At 73.2% G+C, this 17,051-nt stretch carries 11 protein-coding genes; 7 read left to right on the forward strand and 4 right to left on the reverse strand.

Annotation, left to right across the window (positions count from 1 at the left end):
* Positions 1–33: 33 nt before the first annotated feature.
* The gene (locus ACIRBX_RS33390; protein ID WP_402303043.1) at positions 34–4,536 is read right to left on the reverse strand and encodes a HAMP domain-containing protein; all 4,503 of its coding nucleotides are present in this window, start codon (positions 4,534–4,536) and stop codon (positions 34–36) included.
* A 502-nt stretch (positions 4,537–5,038) separates the two neighbouring features.
* Between ACIRBX_RS33390 and ACIRBX_RS33395 the strand changes: the two genes are divergently transcribed.
* The 4 genes from ACIRBX_RS33395 (at position 5,039) to ACIRBX_RS33410 (ending at position 10,125) form a co-directional block, all read left to right on the forward strand.
* The gene (locus ACIRBX_RS33395) at positions 5,039–7,618 is read left to right on the forward strand and encodes a SpoIIE family protein phosphatase (protein WP_402303011.1); all 2,580 of its coding nucleotides are present in this window, start codon (positions 5,039–5,041) and stop codon (positions 7,616–7,618) included.
* A gap of 343 nt (positions 7,619–7,961) precedes the next feature.
* The gene (locus ACIRBX_RS33400) at positions 7,962–8,516 is read left to right on the forward strand and encodes a GPR1/FUN34/YaaH family transporter (RefSeq protein ID WP_402303013.1); all 555 of its coding nucleotides are present in this window, start codon (positions 7,962–7,964) and stop codon (positions 8,514–8,516) included.
* A 245-nt stretch (positions 8,517–8,761) separates the two neighbouring features.
* A complete protein-coding gene (locus tag ACIRBX_RS33405; RefSeq protein WP_402303015.1) occupies positions 8,762–9,286 on the forward strand; it encodes a SigE family RNA polymerase sigma factor in 525 nt (174 codons plus the stop codon).
* Positions 9,283–10,125, forward strand: coding sequence for a hypothetical protein (locus ACIRBX_RS33410; RefSeq protein WP_402303017.1), 843 nt, complete (start codon positions 9,283–9,285; stop codon positions 10,123–10,125). Before ACIRBX_RS33405 ends, ACIRBX_RS33410 begins: the two co-directional genes overlap by 4 nt.
* Before the next feature lie 10 nt (positions 10,126–10,135).
* Here the strand turns inward: ACIRBX_RS33410 and ACIRBX_RS33415 are convergent, their stop codons facing one another.
* Positions 10,136–11,335 carry a hypothetical protein gene (locus ACIRBX_RS33415; RefSeq protein ID WP_402303020.1) on the reverse strand — a complete coding sequence of 400 codons (1,200 nt, stop codon included), beginning with the start codon at positions 11,333–11,335 and terminating at the stop codon, positions 10,136–10,138.
* Positions 11,336–11,543: 208 nt separating this feature from the next.
* A complete protein-coding gene (locus ACIRBX_RS33420) occupies positions 11,544–12,455 on the reverse strand; it encodes a LysR family transcriptional regulator (RefSeq protein WP_402303022.1) in 912 nt (303 codons plus the stop codon).
* Positions 12,456–12,591: 136 nt separating this feature from the next.
* Between ACIRBX_RS33420 and ACIRBX_RS33425 the strand changes: the two genes are divergently transcribed.
* The 3 genes from ACIRBX_RS33425 to ACIRBX_RS33435 are packed head-to-tail and all read left to right on the forward strand — an operon-like array spanning position 12,592 to position 16,080.
* Positions 12,592–13,650: an SDR family oxidoreductase gene (locus ACIRBX_RS33425; RefSeq protein ID WP_402303024.1), complete on the forward strand. Its 1,059-nt coding sequence runs from the start codon at positions 12,592–12,594 to the stop codon at positions 13,648–13,650.
* A gap of 47 nt (positions 13,651–13,697) precedes the next feature.
* Positions 13,698–15,347 carry a sensor histidine kinase gene (locus ACIRBX_RS33430; RefSeq protein ID WP_402303027.1) on the forward strand — a complete coding sequence of 550 codons (1,650 nt, stop codon included), beginning with the start codon at positions 13,698–13,700 and terminating at the stop codon, positions 15,345–15,347.
* 25 nt (positions 15,348–15,372) lie between these two features.
* Positions 15,373–16,080 carry a response regulator gene (locus ACIRBX_RS33435; protein WP_402303029.1) on the forward strand — a complete coding sequence of 236 codons (708 nt, stop codon included), beginning with the start codon at positions 15,373–15,375 and terminating at the stop codon, positions 16,078–16,080.
* A gap of 22 nt (positions 16,081–16,102) precedes the next feature.
* Here ACIRBX_RS33435 and ACIRBX_RS33440 read toward each other — a convergent pair whose 3' ends face one another.
* Positions 16,103–16,936, reverse strand: coding sequence for a phosphatase PAP2 family protein (locus tag ACIRBX_RS33440; protein WP_402303031.1), 834 nt, complete (start codon positions 16,934–16,936; stop codon positions 16,103–16,105).
* Between the last annotated feature and the right edge of the window lie 115 nt (positions 16,937–17,051).

Genomic DNA, 17,051 nt, shown 5'->3' on the forward strand with positions numbered 1-17,051 from the left:
CGCCAGTGCGGTGGGAGAGCGCGCCCCCGGCGGTTACCTGCCCGTGGCGGAAGGGAGCCAGTGGCGCATCACCGCCAACAGGTGGTCGGTCTCCACCGGCTTGGTGACGTGGTCGGTGGCCCCGGCCGCGAGGCTCTTCTCCTTGTCGCCCTTCATCGCCTTGGCGGTCAGCGCGATGATCGGCAGCCCGGCGAACTGCGGCATCCGGCGGATCGCCTCGGTGGTCGCGTAGCCGTCCATCTCCGGCATCATGATGTCCATCAGCACCAGGGCCACGTCCTCGTGCTGCTCCAGCACCTCGATGCCCTCCCGGCCGTTCTCCGCGTAGAGCACGGTGAGGCCGTACTGCTCCAGCACGCTGGTGAGCGCGAAGACGTTGCGGATGTCGTCGTCGACGATCAGCACCTGCTCGCCGGCGAACCGCCCCTCGAACTGCGCGGGCACCGGCACGACCGGCTCCTGACGGACCGTCGGGACGTCCTCGGCCGCCGCCCGGCGGCGTTCGGCGGCGCCCCGGCGGCGCACCTCGGCCAGCTCGCGGACCTCCTGCGCCCAGTGCTCGGCCGGGTTCTCGTGGACCGGGACGGGGGTGCCGACCGGGGTGACGGCGATGGTGGCGCGGATCGGGCCGGGGAGCGCGGGCCGCTCCTGGCCGGGGAGTTCGAGCGCCTCGCTGCGCAGCGGCAGGTAGAGGGTGAAGGTGGAGCCGGTGCCGAGCTCGCTCTCGGCGTGGATCTCGCCGCCGAGCAGCCGGGCGATCTCGCGGCTGATGGAGAGTCCGAGGCCGGTGCCGCCGTACTTGCGGCTGGTGCCGCCGTCGGCCTGCTTGAAGGCCTCGAAGATCTCCCGGAGCTTGTTGCGCGGGATGCCGATGCCGGTGTCGGAGACCGAGAAGGCGATCAGCGGCTCGTCCGGGTCGCCGATCACGCCGTTCTCCAGCAGCTGCTCGCGGACGTGCTGCGGCACGTCGCGCTCGTCGGCCTTGCGGATGCGCAGCTCGACGGCGCCGCTGTCGGTGAACTTGACCGCGTTGGAGAGCAGGTTGCGCAGCACCTGCTGGAGGCGCTGCTCGTCGGTGTGCAGGGTGACCGGGAGGTCGGGCGAGACCACCACCGCGAAGTCCAGGTTCTTGTCCAGGGTGAGCGGACGGAACGCGGCCTCCACGTAGTCGACCAGCTGGACCAAGGCGATCCGGGCCGGCCGGACGTCCATCTTGCCGGCCTCGACCTTGGAGAGGTCGAGGATGTCGTTGATCAGCTGGAGCAGGTCGGAGCCGGCCCCGTGGATGGTCTCGGCGAACTCGACCTGCTTGGGCGAGAGGTTGCCCTCGTTGTTGTCGGAGAGCAGCTTGGCCAGGATCAGCAGCGAGTTGAGCGGGGTGCGCAGCTCGTGCGACATGTTGGCGAGGAACTCGCTCTTGTAGCGCGAGGCCAGCGCGAGCTGCTCGGCGCGCTCCTCCAGGATCTGCCGGGCCTCCTCGATCTCGCTGTTCTTGATCTCGATGTCGCGGTTCTGCTGGGCGAGCTGCTCGGCCTTCTCCTGGAGCTCCTCGTTGGTGCGCTCCAGCTCCTCCTGGCGGGCCTCCAACTCGGCCGATCGCATGGAGAGTTCGGCGGTCAGGCGCTGGGACTCCAGCAGCAGGCCCTCGGTCTTGGTGTTGACGCTGATGGTGTTGACGGTCACCCCGATCAGATCGGCGATCTGCTCCAGGAAGTCGAGCGCCACCGTGGTGAAGGAGGAGAAGGTGGCCAGCTCGATCACGCCGAGCAGCCGGCCCTCGAACATCACCGGCAGCACCACCACGTGGGCCGGGCTGGCCTCGCCCAGGCCGGAGGCGATCTTCAGGTAGCCGGGCGGGGTCTCCTTGAGGATGATCGAGCGCTTCTCCACGGCGGCCTGGCCGATCAGGCCCTCGCCCGGGCGGAAGGTGGTCGGCATCGAGCGGCGCTGGTAGCCGTAGGAGCCGATCAGCCGTAGCACGGTGTCGTTCTCGTCGTCGTCCTCGGCGATCAACTCGGCGTTGCGCCCAGCCGGTTGGGCCAGGAAGAAGGCACCGTGCTGGGCCGAGACGGTCATCGTCAGCTCGGTCATGATGAGCGAGGCGACGGCTTCGAGGTCGCGGCGGCCCTGGAGCAGACCGGAGATCCGGGCCAGGTTGGTCTTCAGCCAGTCCTGCTCCTGGTTGGTCCGGGTGGTCTCGCGCAGGTTGCCGATCATCTGGTTGATGTTGTCCTTGAGCTCGTCGAGCTCACCGGAGGCGTCCACGTCGATCCGCAGGCTCAGGTCGCCCCGGGTCACCGCGGTGGCGACCTGGGCGATGGCGCGCACCTGCCGGGTCAGGTTGTTGGCGAGTTCGTTCACCGACTCGGTCAGGTCCTGCCAGGTGCCGTCCACCCCGGGCACCCGGGCCTGGCCGCCGAGGCGGCCGTCGGTGCCCACCTCGCGGGCCACCCGGGTGACCTCGTCGGCGAAGCCGGAGAGCTGGTCGACCATGGTGTTGATGCTGGTCTTGAGCTCCAGGATCTCGCCCCGGGCGTCCACGTCGATCTTCTGCGAGAGGTCACCGCGCGCGGTGGCGGTGATGACCAGCGCGATGTTGCGGACCTGGCCGGTCAGGTTGTTGGCCATCAGGTTGACGTTGTCGGTCAGGTCCTTCCAGATCCCGGCGACGCCGGGCACGCCGGCCTGGCCGCCCAGGATGCCGTCGGTGCCGACCTCGCGGGCGACCCGGGTCACCTCGACGGCGAAGGCCGAGAGCTGGTCGACCATGGTGTTCAGGGTGCCGGCCAGTGCCGCCACCTCGCCCTGCGCCTCGATGGTGATCTTCTTGGAGAGGTCACCCCGGGCCACCGCGGTGGCGACCTCGGCGATGTTGCGCACCTGCGAGGTCAGGTTCGAGGCCATGAAGTTCACGTTGTCGGTCAGGTCCCGCCAGATGCCGGAGACGCCGGAGACCCGGGCCTGGCCGCCCAGGATGCCCTCGGTGCCGACCTCGCGGGCCACCCGGGTCACCTCGTCCGCGAAGGCGGACAGCTGGTCGACCATGGTGTTGACGGTGAGCACCAGCTCGCGGATCTCGCCACGGGCGTCGACGGTGATCTTCTTGGAGACGTCGCCGCGCGCCACCGCCGTGGTCACCTCGGCGATGTTGCGGACCTGGCTGGTCAGGTTGTTGGCCATCAGGTTGACGCTGTTGGTGAGGTCCTTCCAGGTGCCGGAGACCCCCGGCACGCTGGCCTGGCCGCCGAGGATGCCCTCGGTGCCCACGTCCCGGGCGACCCGGGTGACCTCGTCGGCGAAGGCGCCGAGCTGGTCGACCATCGTGTTGATGGTGTTCTTCAGCTCCAGGATCTCGCCGCGCGCGTCCACCTGGATCTTCTGCGAGAGGTCGCCCTTGGCGACGGCCGTGGTCACCTGGGCGATGTTCCGCACCTGGGAGGTCAGGTTGTTGGCCATCGAGTTGACGTTCTCGGTCAGGTCCTTCCAGACCCCGGCCACGCCGGGCACCTGGGCCTGACCGCCGAGGATGCCCTCGGTGCCCACCGCGCGGGCCACCCTGGTCACCTGCTCGGCGAAGCCGGAGAGCTGGTCGACCATCGTGTTGATGGTGTTCTTGAGTTCGAGGATCTCGCCCCGGGCGTCGACCTCGATCTTGCGGGACAGGTCGCCCTTGGCGACGGCGGTGGTCACCTCGGCGATGTTGCGGACCTGGTCGGTCAGGTTGTTCGCCATGAAGTTCACCGAGTCGGTGAGGTCGCGCCAGACGCCGGCCACCCCGGGCACCTGGGCCTGGCCGCCGAGCCGCCCCTCGGTGCCCACGTCCCGGGCCACCCGGGTGACCTGGGCGGCGAACGAGTTGAGCTGGTCCACCATGGTGTTCACGGTGTTCTTCAGCTCCAGCATCTCGCCGGCCACGTCCACCGTGACCTTGTGCGAGAGGTCGCCCTTGGCGACCGCGGTGGTCACCTCGGCGATGTTGCGGACCTGGGCGGTCAGCCGGCCGGCCATGGTGTTGACCGAGTCCGCCAGGTCCTTCCAACTCCCGGACATGCCACGGACCCTGGCCTGGCCGCCGAGCTTGCCCTCGGTACCGACCTCGACCGCGACCCTGGTCACCTCGGCGGTGAACTCGCCGAGCTGGTCGACCAGCCCGTTCACCGTCCGGCCGACCTTGAGGAACTCGCCGCGCAGCGGGTGGCTGGCCCCGTTGGTGTGGATCGAGCGCAGCTCCATCCGCTGGTCCAGATCGCCCTCGGAGATCGAGGTGAGCACCCGGCCGACCTCGGCCATCGGGCGGGCCAGGTCGTCGATCAGCGCGTTGCAGTTGTCGACCGCCGCCATCCAGGCGCCCTCGCCGACCCCGCTCTCCAGCCGCTCGGAGAGCCGGCCCTCCCGGCCCACCGCCCGGCGGACCCGGGCCAGCTCGCCGGTCAGGTGCTGGTTCCGCTCGGCCACCTCGTTGAAGACGGCGGCGATCTCGGCCAGCGGGCCGTCGCCCGGCACGGTGAGGCGGCGGCGGAAGTTGCCGTCGCGCATCGCGGTGAGGGCGGCCAGCAGCTTGCGCAGGTCGGCCGGCTCGGCCCCCCGGTTGTGGTTCGGGCGACGGCCCGGGGCAGGGCGGGATGCCGGACGGCCACCGCTGCGGCCGGCGGCCGGGGTGGTGCCGGGTACGTCCTTGGTGGCCGAACTCACGTCGAGGTCCTCCCGCATCGTGACCGTCTCCGCGCCGTCCCCCGCCGGGGCGGCCACCGGCCCGCCGCACTCGGGGCGGACGCCGGCGCACCTCGACCGTAACCTGACCGGCGGGTGCTGCGGACCCCCCAGTCTGGCAGCACCGCCGTCGAGTGTCCGTCCCCTTGCACAGGCTCTGCACCGAGGTGGTGCAAACCGGGCGCCGAAATCACCCTCAGGTGCTTCTTTCCGCGCCCGCGCCCCACACACGGCCCACCGGTAAGTAGGGTGGGACGCTGCACCGGCCCCGGCTCCGTCCGAAGACGGGGACGGCCCGGGCAGTCGGAGCTGATGGGAGACGTGGCACGTGGTCACCGCGCGCGCAGCCGCCACCTTCGAGCCGGAGGGCCGGTCGGCCGGTGCCGCACGCGGTTTCGTCCGGGACGCCCTGCTCGGCTGGGGACTGCCGGAGGTGGTGGACGACGCCGTGGTGCTGGTCTCCGAACTCGTCACCAACGCGGTGGTGCACGCCGGCACCTCCGCCGAGGTGGCCGTGCTGCGCGAGCAGGAGACCGTCCGGATCGAGGTGACGGACCGTCATCCGGAACGCGGCCTGCCCTCCTTCGCCAACGTCCCCGCGCCCGGCGCCGACCAGTTCGGCGACCTGGACGGCGAGGGCGGCCGGGGCCTGCTGATGTGCTCCGCCATCTCCAACTGCTGGGGCGTCGAGTACTCGGCCGGACGCAAGACCGTCTGGTTCCGGCTGGCCCTGCCCGAGCACCACACCGGCACCCGGTACGCGCTGCCCAGCCTGCCCGGCGGCGAACTGCCCGACCACGACGGCCCGGTGCTGGTCGGTGTGGTGCAGATCGACGAGCGCGGCACCGTCCGCTCCTGCAACCCCGACGCCGAGGTGCTGCTGCGCCGGCCCGCCGAGCAGCTGCTCGGCACCGACTGGGCCGGGCTGCTCGACTGGCCCCCGTCCGGGCCCGGCCTGGCCGAGACGCTCCGGCTGGCCCGCTGGGAGGGCGGCTTCGCGCTGCGGACGGACGGCGCGGCCGTCGTCGGCGGCGGCGGCGGGACGGGTGCCGGCGGCGAGGGCGTCGAGCTGTACGCCGTCCAGGTACGGATCCGGGACACCCACGGCGAACCGTCCACGCTCTGCCTGCTGGTCCGCGACGACGACCGGGCCGTGCTGCGCTCCCCCGCCACCGCCGTGGACGCGCCCGCCGGGGTGGAGCCGATCGACCTGCTGGTGGGCCACCTCGGCCCGGACGACCTGGGCGGGCTGCTCCAGCGGATCGTCGAACGGGCCCGGGACCTGCTGGACGCGGACGCCGCCTACCTGCTGCTGACCACGGACGACGAGACCGAGTTCGAGCTGCGGGCCGCCACCGGTCTGCCCGGCGGCCTGCGCCGGCACGCCCCGATCCCGGTGGAGTCCGGGGCCGGCCGCTACGACTCGGCCCGGCTGCCCGCCGTGCACGAGGACCTCGCCCTCCGGCCCAACGTCGTTCCGCTGCTGGCCGGTTCGGACCTGCGCTCGCTGATCACCGTGCCGCTCAAGGTGGACGGCCGGCTGACCGGCTCGCTCGGCGTGGCCGCCACCGGAGCCGGCCGGTACGACAACGAGGACGCGCTGCGGCTGCAGTTCGCCGCCGACCGGGTCGCGCTGGCCCTGGAGAGCGCCCGGCTGACCGAGCTGGAGCGGCTGCGCCGGGGCTCGCTCTCCTTCCTGGTGGAGGCCTCCGACCTGCTCGCCGGGACGCTCGAACTCGGCCAGACCCTGGCCCTGATGGCCCAGATGGCGGTGCCCACACTGGCCTCCTGGTGCGCCGTCTACACCAGCGCCGACAGCGGGGCCGAGCTGGCCTTCGTGCTGCACCAGGACGAGGACCTGATCGACCGGCTGCGCGACCTGCTCGACAAGACCCCGGCGCCGGACGCCGCCCGGGACGCCGGGGTGACCTTCTGGGCCGCCCCCGCCGAGACCGCCCGGCAGGCCGGGCTGACGGACAGTCCGGAGCTGGCCGGGCTGCTCGGCGAGACCGTGGTGCTCCCGCTGGTGGCCCGCAACCGGGTGATCGGCCTGCTGGTGCTCGGCGTCTCCACCGGCCAGCGGTTCCGCCAGGAGATGCTGGAGCTGGCCGAGGACCTGTCCCGGCGGGCCGCCCTGGCCCTGGACAACTCCCGGCTCTACTCCGAGCGCACCGCCACCAGCCAGGCGTTCCAACGCGCCCTGCTGCCGCCGGAGTTGCCCGTGATCCCGGGCCTGGAGGTCGAGGTCTTCTACCAGGCCGCCGGGGAGGGGAACGAGGTCGGCGGCGACTTCTACGACATCTTCCCGATCCGCGAGGGCACCTACGGCTTCGCGATCGGCGACGTCTGCGGCACCGGCCCCGAGGCGGCGGCCGTCACCGGCCTGGCCCGGCACGCCCTGCGGCTGCTGGCCCGGGAGGGCCTGGACGGCCCGCAGCTGCTCTCCCGGCTGAACGGCGCGATCCTCGACGAGGGCAGCCGCTCGCGCTTCCTCACCCTGCTCTACGGCGAGCTGACCCCGCGCCAGGACGGCTGTACCGAGCTGTCGTTGGTCTGCGCCGGACACCCGCTGCCGCTGCGGCTGCACACCGACGGCCGGGTGAGCCCCGCCGCCACCCCGCAGCCGCTGCTCGGGGTACTGGAGGACCTGGAGCTGACCGCCGAGCAGGTGGTGCTGGAGCCCGGCGAGGTGCTGCTCTGCGTCACCGACGGGGTGACCGAACGCCGGGAGGGCCACCGGATGCTGGGCGACGACGGCCTCGCCGCCGTCCTCACCGGCTGCACCGGCCTGACCGCCGGCGCGGTGGCCGCCCGGGTGCAGCGGGCGGTGGAGCGCTTCGCCCCCGAGCCGCCCTCGGACGACATGGCCATCCTCACCCTGCGGGTGCCGGAGCAGCGCGCGGGCTGACCCGGCCCGGCCGGGCCGGGGCTCGACCGGCGTCGGTCGCCGAACCGGTCGTTCCCGGACCGCAAGCGGTCAAGCGTCGCCGCCCGACATCTGACGACCCGACAAATTGTGGGATTCACAAGGGTACAAGCCACAACCGGGTGGGTACACAGATCTCACCGGGGAAGACCCCGGTAGGGGACTCGCCGGCAGCTCCGACCTGCCGGTTCATCATTTCGCCGCCGCCGCCCGCACCGTGGGACAGCTCCGTCCCGTGCGCCCCCGGCCCCGGCACGCGCACCCACTCCACGCACACGCTCCCAGCCGCCCTGATGCGGCACACCATGAGTGAAAGGAGCCTCCGGTGAGCAACGAAGCCTCCGGGGCGAACATCCGCACCGCCGACGCCGGTAACCTCGGCTACCTGGCTCTCGGCCTGACCCTCCTCGCCTACGGGCTGCTCGGCACCGGCATCCTCTCCGGCGCCGGCGTCAAGGACGCGGCCGGACTGGCCCACCTGGTCGGCGGCCTGACCCTGTTCGTGGCCGGCCTCTGGCAGCTGCGCAGCGGTGACGGCTTCACCGGCACCGCCTTCACCGCCCTCGGCGCCTTCTGGGCCGTCTGGTCAGCAGGCGGCGGCGCGAGCAAGAACGCCACCGGTCTGTTCCTGCTGCTCTGGGCCCTGCTCGTGCTCAGCCTGGCGCTGGCCGCCTGGGGATCGGGCCTGCTCGGCCGGCTCGTCTGGGGCCTGTTCTTCGTCTCGCTGGTGCTCAGCGCGCTGGGCGTGCTGACCAGCACCGGCAGCCTGGGCAAGGCCGGTGCCTGGTTGGCCGCCGTGGCCGGCCTGGCGGCCTGGTACTCCGCCACCGCCTCGCTGGCCGAGGGCGGCTGGGGCCGGGCCCTGCTCCCCACCAAGTGACCCACCCCACTGGGTAGTTCCGGGTCCGCCGGGTGCCCCACCACCCGACGGACCCGATCCCCCCATCGAAGCCGGGCCACCCCACCACGGGGTGGCCCGGCTCCGTTCTGCCCGGCTCCGTTCCGGCCGGGCTCCGTTCTGCCGGGCTCCGTCGTCCCGCCCGCCCGGCGACCCGGTGAAATCTCCTGCGCCCGGCGGGCAACGGTCCGGGACCTCTCCGGGATCTAGGAGGGGAGGAGGTGTTCATGGCAGATCAGCGAGCCCAACGCGACACCGAGTTCCAGGCGTTCATCACCGCCAGCTGGTCCCGGCTGACCCGGACCGCCTTCCTGCTCGCCGGGGAGACGCACGCCGCCGAGGACCTGGCCCAGTCCACCCTGGAACGGGCCTACGTCGCCTGGGGCCGGGTCCGCAGCGCGGACGACCGGCATGCCTACGTCCGCCGGATCCTGCTGAACGAGCATGCCCGGCGCTTCCGCCGCCGTCCCCGCGAACACCTGGTGACCGCCGTCCCGGAGAGCGCCGGCCCCGACCACTACGGCCGACTCGACGAGCGGGCCGCCTTGTTGGCGGCCCTGGCCACCCTGCCACCGCGCCAGCGCCAGGCCGTGGTGCTGCGCTACTGGGAGGACCTCAGTGAGACCCGGACCGCCGAGGCCATGGGCTGCTCCGTCGGCACCGTGAAGAGCCAGACCGCCAAGGGCATCGCCAGACTGCGCGCCAGCTCGGTGCTGCTCGACCTCACCACCACCGTCGGAGGCGGCAAGTGACCCCCCGGAACGACCCGCCCGCCCGGCTCGGCACCGGCCCCGCCGACCCTCCCACAGCTCCCGCCGACCTCACCGCCCTCCTCGCCGCCGTGGCCGAGAGCGCCCCGCTCGGCCCGGCCCCCGTCGCCGCCGTGCTCAGCGGCGGCCGGCGCCGCAGGCTGCGCCGCCGGGCCGTGATCGCCGGGGTGGTGGCGGCCGTCGTACTCGTGGCGGGCGGCGGGACGCTCGCCGCACCGGACGGCTTCCGCCGGGGCGCACCGGCCTCGCCCGCCGACGGACCGACGGCCTCGCTTCTCCCGGTGCACACCAAGCTCGCCGAGGGCGACGTCGCGGCCGGCCACTGGGAGGCGTGGGCCACCCTGTGGCCGGCCGCCGGGCGTGAACGGGCCGCGGAACGGGCCGAGTTGATGCGGGTCGAGGAGCTCGCCACCCACAGCAGTACCATGCCGACCGGCCCCGACGAGCACCTCGCCGACTCGCTGTGGGTCAACTTCCACCTGACCCTGAACGGCGAGCGGATGCCGAAGGACTTCACCTGGGAGCTCCCGCCCGACCGGGTGACGCTCACCCGGACCCCGCCGGAGGGTGGCCTGATCGGCGATGTCCTCCCGCTGAGGGCCGATCCGGCGGACGGGGCCCCACCGTGGGTCCGGTTCGCCGCCGTGGCTGCGGACGCGACCCGGGTGGTGGTGCGCGGCCCGGACGGGAGCACCGTCGAGCCGACCTTGTACTCCCTCGGGGACCCTCGGGTCCGGTGGTTCGCCCTGGCCGTCACCGACCAGCTCGCAAGGTCGTACAGCGTCTACGGCACGGACAACCAGCGCCTCGGCTTCGAGTAGTGGCGGGTCGTCAGCGAGCCGGCAGCACCACCACCCCCAGCGGCAGCTTCCCGGCCGCCACCCGCCGCGCCTGGCCACTCGCCAGGTCCACCACCGTGATCCCGTCCCAGCCGCCCGGCCGGGAGAAGCCGCCGGTCACGTACGCGGTGCGGCCGTCCCGGGAGACGGCGACCTCCTCGTGCGGCCCGTCGAGCGGGATCACCCGCTCGGTGCCGTCCGGAGCACGGACGGTGAGCGAGGGGCCGTGATCGCTGCCGTCGATCGGGCCGGTGCCGACCACCAGCAGGGTGCCGTCCGGGGCCAGGGCGGTGCCGTGCTGGTGGGTGTCGGCCGTCATCGGACGGACCGTCACCCCACCGTCGGCGGGATCGAGCACTGCCAGCCGCTCCCCCTCGAAGGGCAGCAACAGCCGTCCGTCGCCGCCGACTTCGGCGTAGTGCGGCTTCAGCCAGGAGCCGAGCCCGCCCTCGGTACCGTAGGGCGCGACCTCCATCCGGCGGGGGCTGAGGGTGTCGGCGGCCACCGCCGTGACGTCGAAGGAGTCGTGCCCGACGGCGTACACCTCGTGCCCGTCCCGAGCCACCAGCACGTCGAACGGCCGCCGACCGACCGGCACCACGCCGGTCACCTGCTGCGTCGCCGTGTCGATCACCTCCAACACCCCTGACTTCCCCGGCACGTTGACCCCCACGTAGACCCGCCGCCCGTCCGGCGAGACGGCGATGCCCATCCCCCCGCCCCGGTACTCCCCGGTGGTCACCGGCCCGCTCGCCGTCCGGTACGGCACCGTGCCCGTCACCCGCCGGGCGGCGGTGTCCACCACGGCCACCCCCTCGGCCGCCGCCACCCAGGCCCGCCCGTCCGGCCCGAGCGCCACACCCCAGGGCGCCGTCCCGACCCGCGCGGAGCCGACCGCTCCGGCCGTCGGGTCCACGAAGGTCACGGTGTCTCCCCCGAAGTCGGCCACCAGCAAGGTCTCCCGGGTACCGGCCACCGACCCGGACGGCGTCGGACTCGAAGGCGCCCCCGGCGAAGGCACCCCGCTCGACGGTGCTCCGCTCGACGGTGCTCCGGCCGAGGGCACCCCCGTCGAAGCGGCCGAACCGGACCGCACCGGCCCCGACGGTGCCGCCGACCCGCAGCCCGCCAGCACCACCGCCGCCAGCCCCAGCCCTGCCCACCACGCCCGGCCACCGCCGCCGCCGCTCATGCCGTCCTCCGTCCATCGCTCCTCCCTCCCATCCTCCGGCGGGCGAACCACTGCCCGGGTCCACCGATCAGTTGACATCCATTACTTGGTCCGGCCCGCCGAATGCGTAACAAGCGGTGCTCCGTCCCCGGCCCTCGCCCGCCCGTGCCGAGCGGACCGACCTGCCGGCGCCCGGCCCGGGCTCCCCGCCACCACCACCGACAGCCCGTCAGCCCGTCAGCCGCTCCCGGACGTGCTCGGGCAGCAGCACAGCCTCCCGCCGCACCGTCGCCACCAGCTCCGCCGTCAACGGATCGGGCTCGTTCCGGGCGTACACCGCGAGCTGCCGCCGGACCGGCGGCAGCGGACGGTGCAGCCGTCCGGGCAGGCCCGGCGGCAGGGCGTGGGCGGCGGCCAGGGTCGGCCCGAGGCCGGCCGAGGCCAGCAGCGGGCCGGCCGCCGTCTGCTCGGTGCGGACCGCCGCCACCGGGCGGAAGCCGGCCGCCCCGCAGACCTGGTCCAGCAGGTCGGCGAGCCCGTTCCCGGCCGCGTAGTGCACCCAGCTCCGGCCGGCCAGCGAGCGCAGTTCCAGCTCACCGCCCGCCGCCACCTCCGACGGATCGTCAGCCGGCAGCACCAGCAGGAACTCCTCCTCGCCGAGCTCCCAGAGCGGCCCCGCCCACCCCTGCGGCTGGGGCCCGAGCGCCAGGTCCGCGACGCCCCCGGCGACCGCCTCCGCCAACTCCTCCGCGTGCCGGTATTCCCGCAGCCGCACCGTCGCACCGGGCCGCTCCCGGTGCCACACCCGCAGCACCGCGGGCAGCAACCCCAGGCTGTACCCGTAGAGCGTGGCCAGCTCCACCTCCCCCGCACCGGCCCGCGCGCAGTCCCGCCCCGCCGCCACCGCCCGCCCGGCCTCGGCCAGCGCGGCCCGGGCGTGCGGCAGCACCGCCCGCCCCATCGGGGTGGCCCGCACCTGCCGGGGCAGCCGCTCCAGCAGCGGGCCGCCGAGCAGCCCCTCCATTACCCGGACCTGGTGCGACAGCGCGGGCTGGCTGACGTGCAGCAGCTCGGCGGCCCGGGTGAACGACCCCTGCTCGACGATGGTGACCAGGTACTCCAACTGCCTCAGCGTCAGCATGAGCTGAGCTTATGTCAGGGAGAAGAACCCGGTCTTGGACTCATGCCGCCCTCCCGGTCGATGATCGATCCGTACCCACCGCCGCACCCACCCACCAGCACTGCACCGCACCGCACCGCCCGCCAGGAGGCCCGTCATGACCAGCACCGACCGCAAGACCGCCCTCGTCGTCGGCGCCAACGGCGTGATCGGCCGCAACCTCACCGAGCACCTGCTCGCCCTCGGCGACTGGGACGTCATCGGCGTCTCCCGCCGGGGCGGCGAGCCCGCCGACCGCCTCCGGTACGTCAGCGCGGACCTGCTGGACGCCGTCGACAGCAAGGAGAAGCTCGGCGGCCTGCACGAGGTCACCCACGTCTTCTACGCCGCCTACCAGGACCGCCCGACCTGGGCCGGGCTGGTCGCACCGAACCTGACCATGCTCACCAACGTCCTGGACGCCGTCCTGCCCGCCGCCACCGGCCTGCGGCACGTCAGCCTGATGCAGGGGTACAAGGTCTACGGCGCCCACCTCGGCCCGTTCCGCACCCCCGCCAAGGAGAGCGATCCCTCCTTCATGCCGCCCGAGTTCATGCACTCCCAGCAGACCCTGCTGGAGAGCCGCCAAGCCGGGCAGCCGTGGACCTGGACCGCGATCCGCCCCTCGGTGGTCACCGGCTTCGCCCTCGGGAACCCGATGAACCTCGCCATGGTGATCGCCGTCTACGCGGCCATCTCCAAGGAGCTCGGCCTCCCGCTCCGCTTCCCCGGCAAGCCCGGGGCCTACGACGCCCTGCTCGAAGTGACCGACGCCGGCCTGCTCGCCAGGGCCACCGTCTGGGCCGCCACCGAACAGCGCTGCGCCAACCAGGCGTTCAACATCAACAACGGCGACCTGTTCCGCTGGAGCGGCCTGTGGCCGGCCATCGCCCGGTACTTCGAGCTGGAGACCGCCCCGGGCGTCCCGCTCCCACTGGCCGAGGTGATGGCCGACAAGGAGCCGGTCTGGCAGGCGATGGTGGAGAAGTACGGGCTGGCCCACTCCTACGACGAGGTCTCGTCCTGGGCCTTCGGCGACTTCGTCCTCTCCTGGGACTACGACATGTTCGCCGACGGCTCCAAGGCCCGCCGGTTCGGCTTCCACGAGTACGTGGACACCGAGGCGATGTTCCTGGAGATCTTCGAGGACTTCCGTCGCCGCCGCGTGATCCCGTAGCCGTCGCGTTCCAGAGCACGGCATTCCGCTCCGGGCACAATCGGGAGATGCGCTTCGTACCGCTGCTCCCCGCCGACCGACCGGACGCCGACCGACCGCCCGGCCGGTGGCTGGTGGAGGCCGTGGTGGGCGGCTGCGTCCTGCTGGTCACCTTCGCCGCCCTGCACAGCGTCGGCCTCAGCGGGCTCTTCGCCCGCAGCACCCTGGTCGCCCTCGGCGCCCTCGCCCTGCTGCTCTCACTGGCCCGGCACCGCCACCCGGACGCCGCACTGCTCGGCCTGGCCGCGCTGGTCGGCATCCTGCCGAGCGCCGCGATGCTCACCGCGATCGTCGCCTACACCACCTCCCGGCGCTCCGCCCGCGCCCTGCGGCGCGATCTGCTGCTGGTCGCCGCCGCCCTGCTCCCCCTGCTGACCAGCGAGGTCCGCCTCGACTACTGGCAGGGCGGCCGGTGGCAGTACGCCATCGCCCAGGGCGGCGTGCTGGCCGTGGTCGCCGTGCTGATCCCCGGCCTGGTCGGCACCGCCGCCGGCCAGCAGGACCAGCTGGTCGGCGCGCTGCGCGAGCGCACCGCCGCCGCCGAACGGGCCAAGCGCTCCGCCGAGAACGAGTCCCGGCTGCACGAACGCTCCCGGATCGCCGCCGAGATGCACGACCTGGTCGGCCACCGGCTCAGCCTGATCTCACTGCACGCGGGCGGCCTGGAGCTGGCCCTCGACCGACAGGCACCCGAGCTGCGCGACGAGGCCGAGCAGCTCCGCCGGGCCAGCCGGGACGCGATGGACGAGCTGCGCCAGGTGCTCGGCGTGCTCGGCCCGGTCGGCCGCGACACCGGCACCGACGCGCTCACCGACGCCACCGGCACCCGGGCCGACATCCTGGCCCTGGTCGAGGAGTCCCGGGCGGCCGGCGTGGCGGTGGCCTTCCACTGGGAGGGCGAGGACCTCACCGAGATCCGTCCCCAGGTCCGGCGGGCCGTGAACCGGGTGGTCCGGGAATCCCTCACCAACATCCACCGCTACGCCCTCGGCTCCGCCGTCGAGGTGACAGTCGAACAGCTCCCCGGCAGTGTCGAAGTGGTGGTGCACAACGGCCGCCCGCCCGTGCCGCCCACCGTCACCACCGGCCTCGGCAGTGGCCGCGGCCTCGACGGGCTGCGCGAGCGGGTCGCCGTGCTCGACGGCCGCCTCACCGTCGGCCCGGTCCCGGACGGCTTCGAGGTCCGCGCCGTCCTCCCCACCGAACCGCCCGCCAACGGCCGCCGGACCGACCGCCCGGAGAGCGCCCCGGGCACCGGCATCCTCCCGGTGCTGGCCGGCGGCCCGGCCGCCCGGCTCCGCCGCCAACTGGCCAGTGCCGTCTCCGCCGCCCTGGGCCTGGCCGGTCTCGGCGTCATCCTGCTGCTCGGCCTCGGCCTGGTGCAGCAGACCCGTCCCTACGACGGCCCGCCACCGACCAGCGCGGTGCACCCCGGCATGACCGAGGGTCAGGTGGTCTCGGTGGTCGGCTCCGACAGCTCCGCCGTGCGCTCCGCCGCCGCCGGCCGCGAGCCCGTCCGGCCCGAGGGCACCACCTCCTGCCTCTTCCCGTACACCAGTCGGCTGACGAGCAGCGACCGGCTCTACGTCACCCGTTACTGTTTCGAAGACGGCACTTTGACCGAAATCACCACATTCACCACCCCCCTGGCGCCCTGACCGACCACCAGAGCCGGAGCCGCAGATGACCGACCATCAGGTGACCGACCAGCCGGGCGAGCGGACCGCCCCCATCCGGGTCCTGCTCGCCGACGACGAACCCGGCATCCGGGCCGGCCTGCGCCTGGTCCTCCGGCACGCCGAGGACATCGAGATCACCGCCGAGGCCGCCGACGGCGCCGAGGCCGTCGCCCACGCCGCCCGCCATCCCGTGGACGTCGTGCTGCTGGACATCCGGATGCCCGTCCTCGACGGCCTGGCCGCGATCGACCAACTGGTCCGGCTCGACCCCCGGCCCGCCGTCGTCATGCTCACCACCTTCGGCGAGGAGGAGAACGTCACCCGCGCACTGCGTGCCGGTGCCACCGGCTTCCTGCTCAAGGACGACGGCCCGCAGGAGTTGATCAGCGCCGTCCGCGCCGCAGCCGCCGGAGACGCCGTGCTCTCCCCCGGCGTCACCGGCCTGGTGGTCCGCCGGATGCTCGACGGCGGCCCCGCCGAACCGGCGGACCCCACCACCGACGCCGAGCGCCGGATCGCCGCCCTCGACCCGACCGAGCGCGAGGTGCTCGCCCTGCTCGGCGACGGCATGCCCAACCTGGAGATCGCCCTGCGCCTGGGCATCGGCCCCGACCGGGTCCGCACCCTGGTCGACGGGGTCCTGGACCGCACCGGCTCGGACACCCGGGTACAGGCCGCCCTGCTCGCCGCCCAGGCGGGCCTGACCTCCTGACCCACCGTCGGAACCACCCCGCTCAGCCGGCGGCCGTCTCCTTGGCCTTCTCCCACTCCACGGCCGCCGGCCGGTCGGCCGATCCGCGCCAACCGGCCACCGCGTTCAGCACCAGATAGACGATCATCAACAGTCCGACGGCCACCAGCCCGTCCGCCCAGAAGTGATTGGCCGTCACCACCACCACGTACACCGTGAGCACCGGATGCAGCACCGCCAACCACCGCCAGGGCGTCCGGGCGATCGCCAGCACGGCCACCGCCACGATCACGCACCAGGCCACGTGCACCGAGGGCATCGCCGACAGCTGGGCCTCCACCACCCCGCCCACCGCGCCGCCGTACACCGACTGCCCGTACTCCGCCGCCACGTCCACGAAGCCGTTCCCCGGCAGCATCCGGGGCGGCGCCACCGGCAGGAACTGGATCAGCAGGCAGGCGGCCGTGGTCAGCACCACCGTGTTCCGCACCCAGGCGTACCGGTCGCGGTGCCGGACGAACACCCAGACCAGCAGTGCGATCATCGCGCCGAAGTGCATGGTCGCGTAGTAGTAGTTCGACGCCGAGATCAGCCACGGGTACTCCCGGGCCACCCGCTGCCAGGCCGCCTCGTCCGGCAGCCCCCAGTCCAGCTCCGTCCGGTGGATCCACTCCGCCCGGTCCAGCGCGTGGTCCGTGCTCACCAACGACAGGTGCCCGACCAACTGCCAGAGCGTGAACAGCGCCAGCAGCGTCCCCGCCTCCCGACAGGCCAGTCCGAGCCCCGGCTTCCCCCACCGTTTGGCGGCATAGGCCGCGCCGAACAACGCGACGCCGGCACCACCGGAGGTCTGCCAGGTCAGGGTCAGGTTCTGCATTGGCGAAGATTAACGCAGAAAAGCCCCCTGACGAATCGTCAGGGGGCTTCTCTTGAATGATTGTTCGGCGGCGTCCTACTCTCCCACAGGGTCCCCCCTGCAGTACCATCGGCGC

The organism is Kitasatospora sp. NPDC096147 (assembly GCF_044763225.1).
Classification (GTDB): Bacteria; Actinomycetota; Actinomycetes; order Streptomycetales; family Streptomycetaceae; genus Kitasatospora.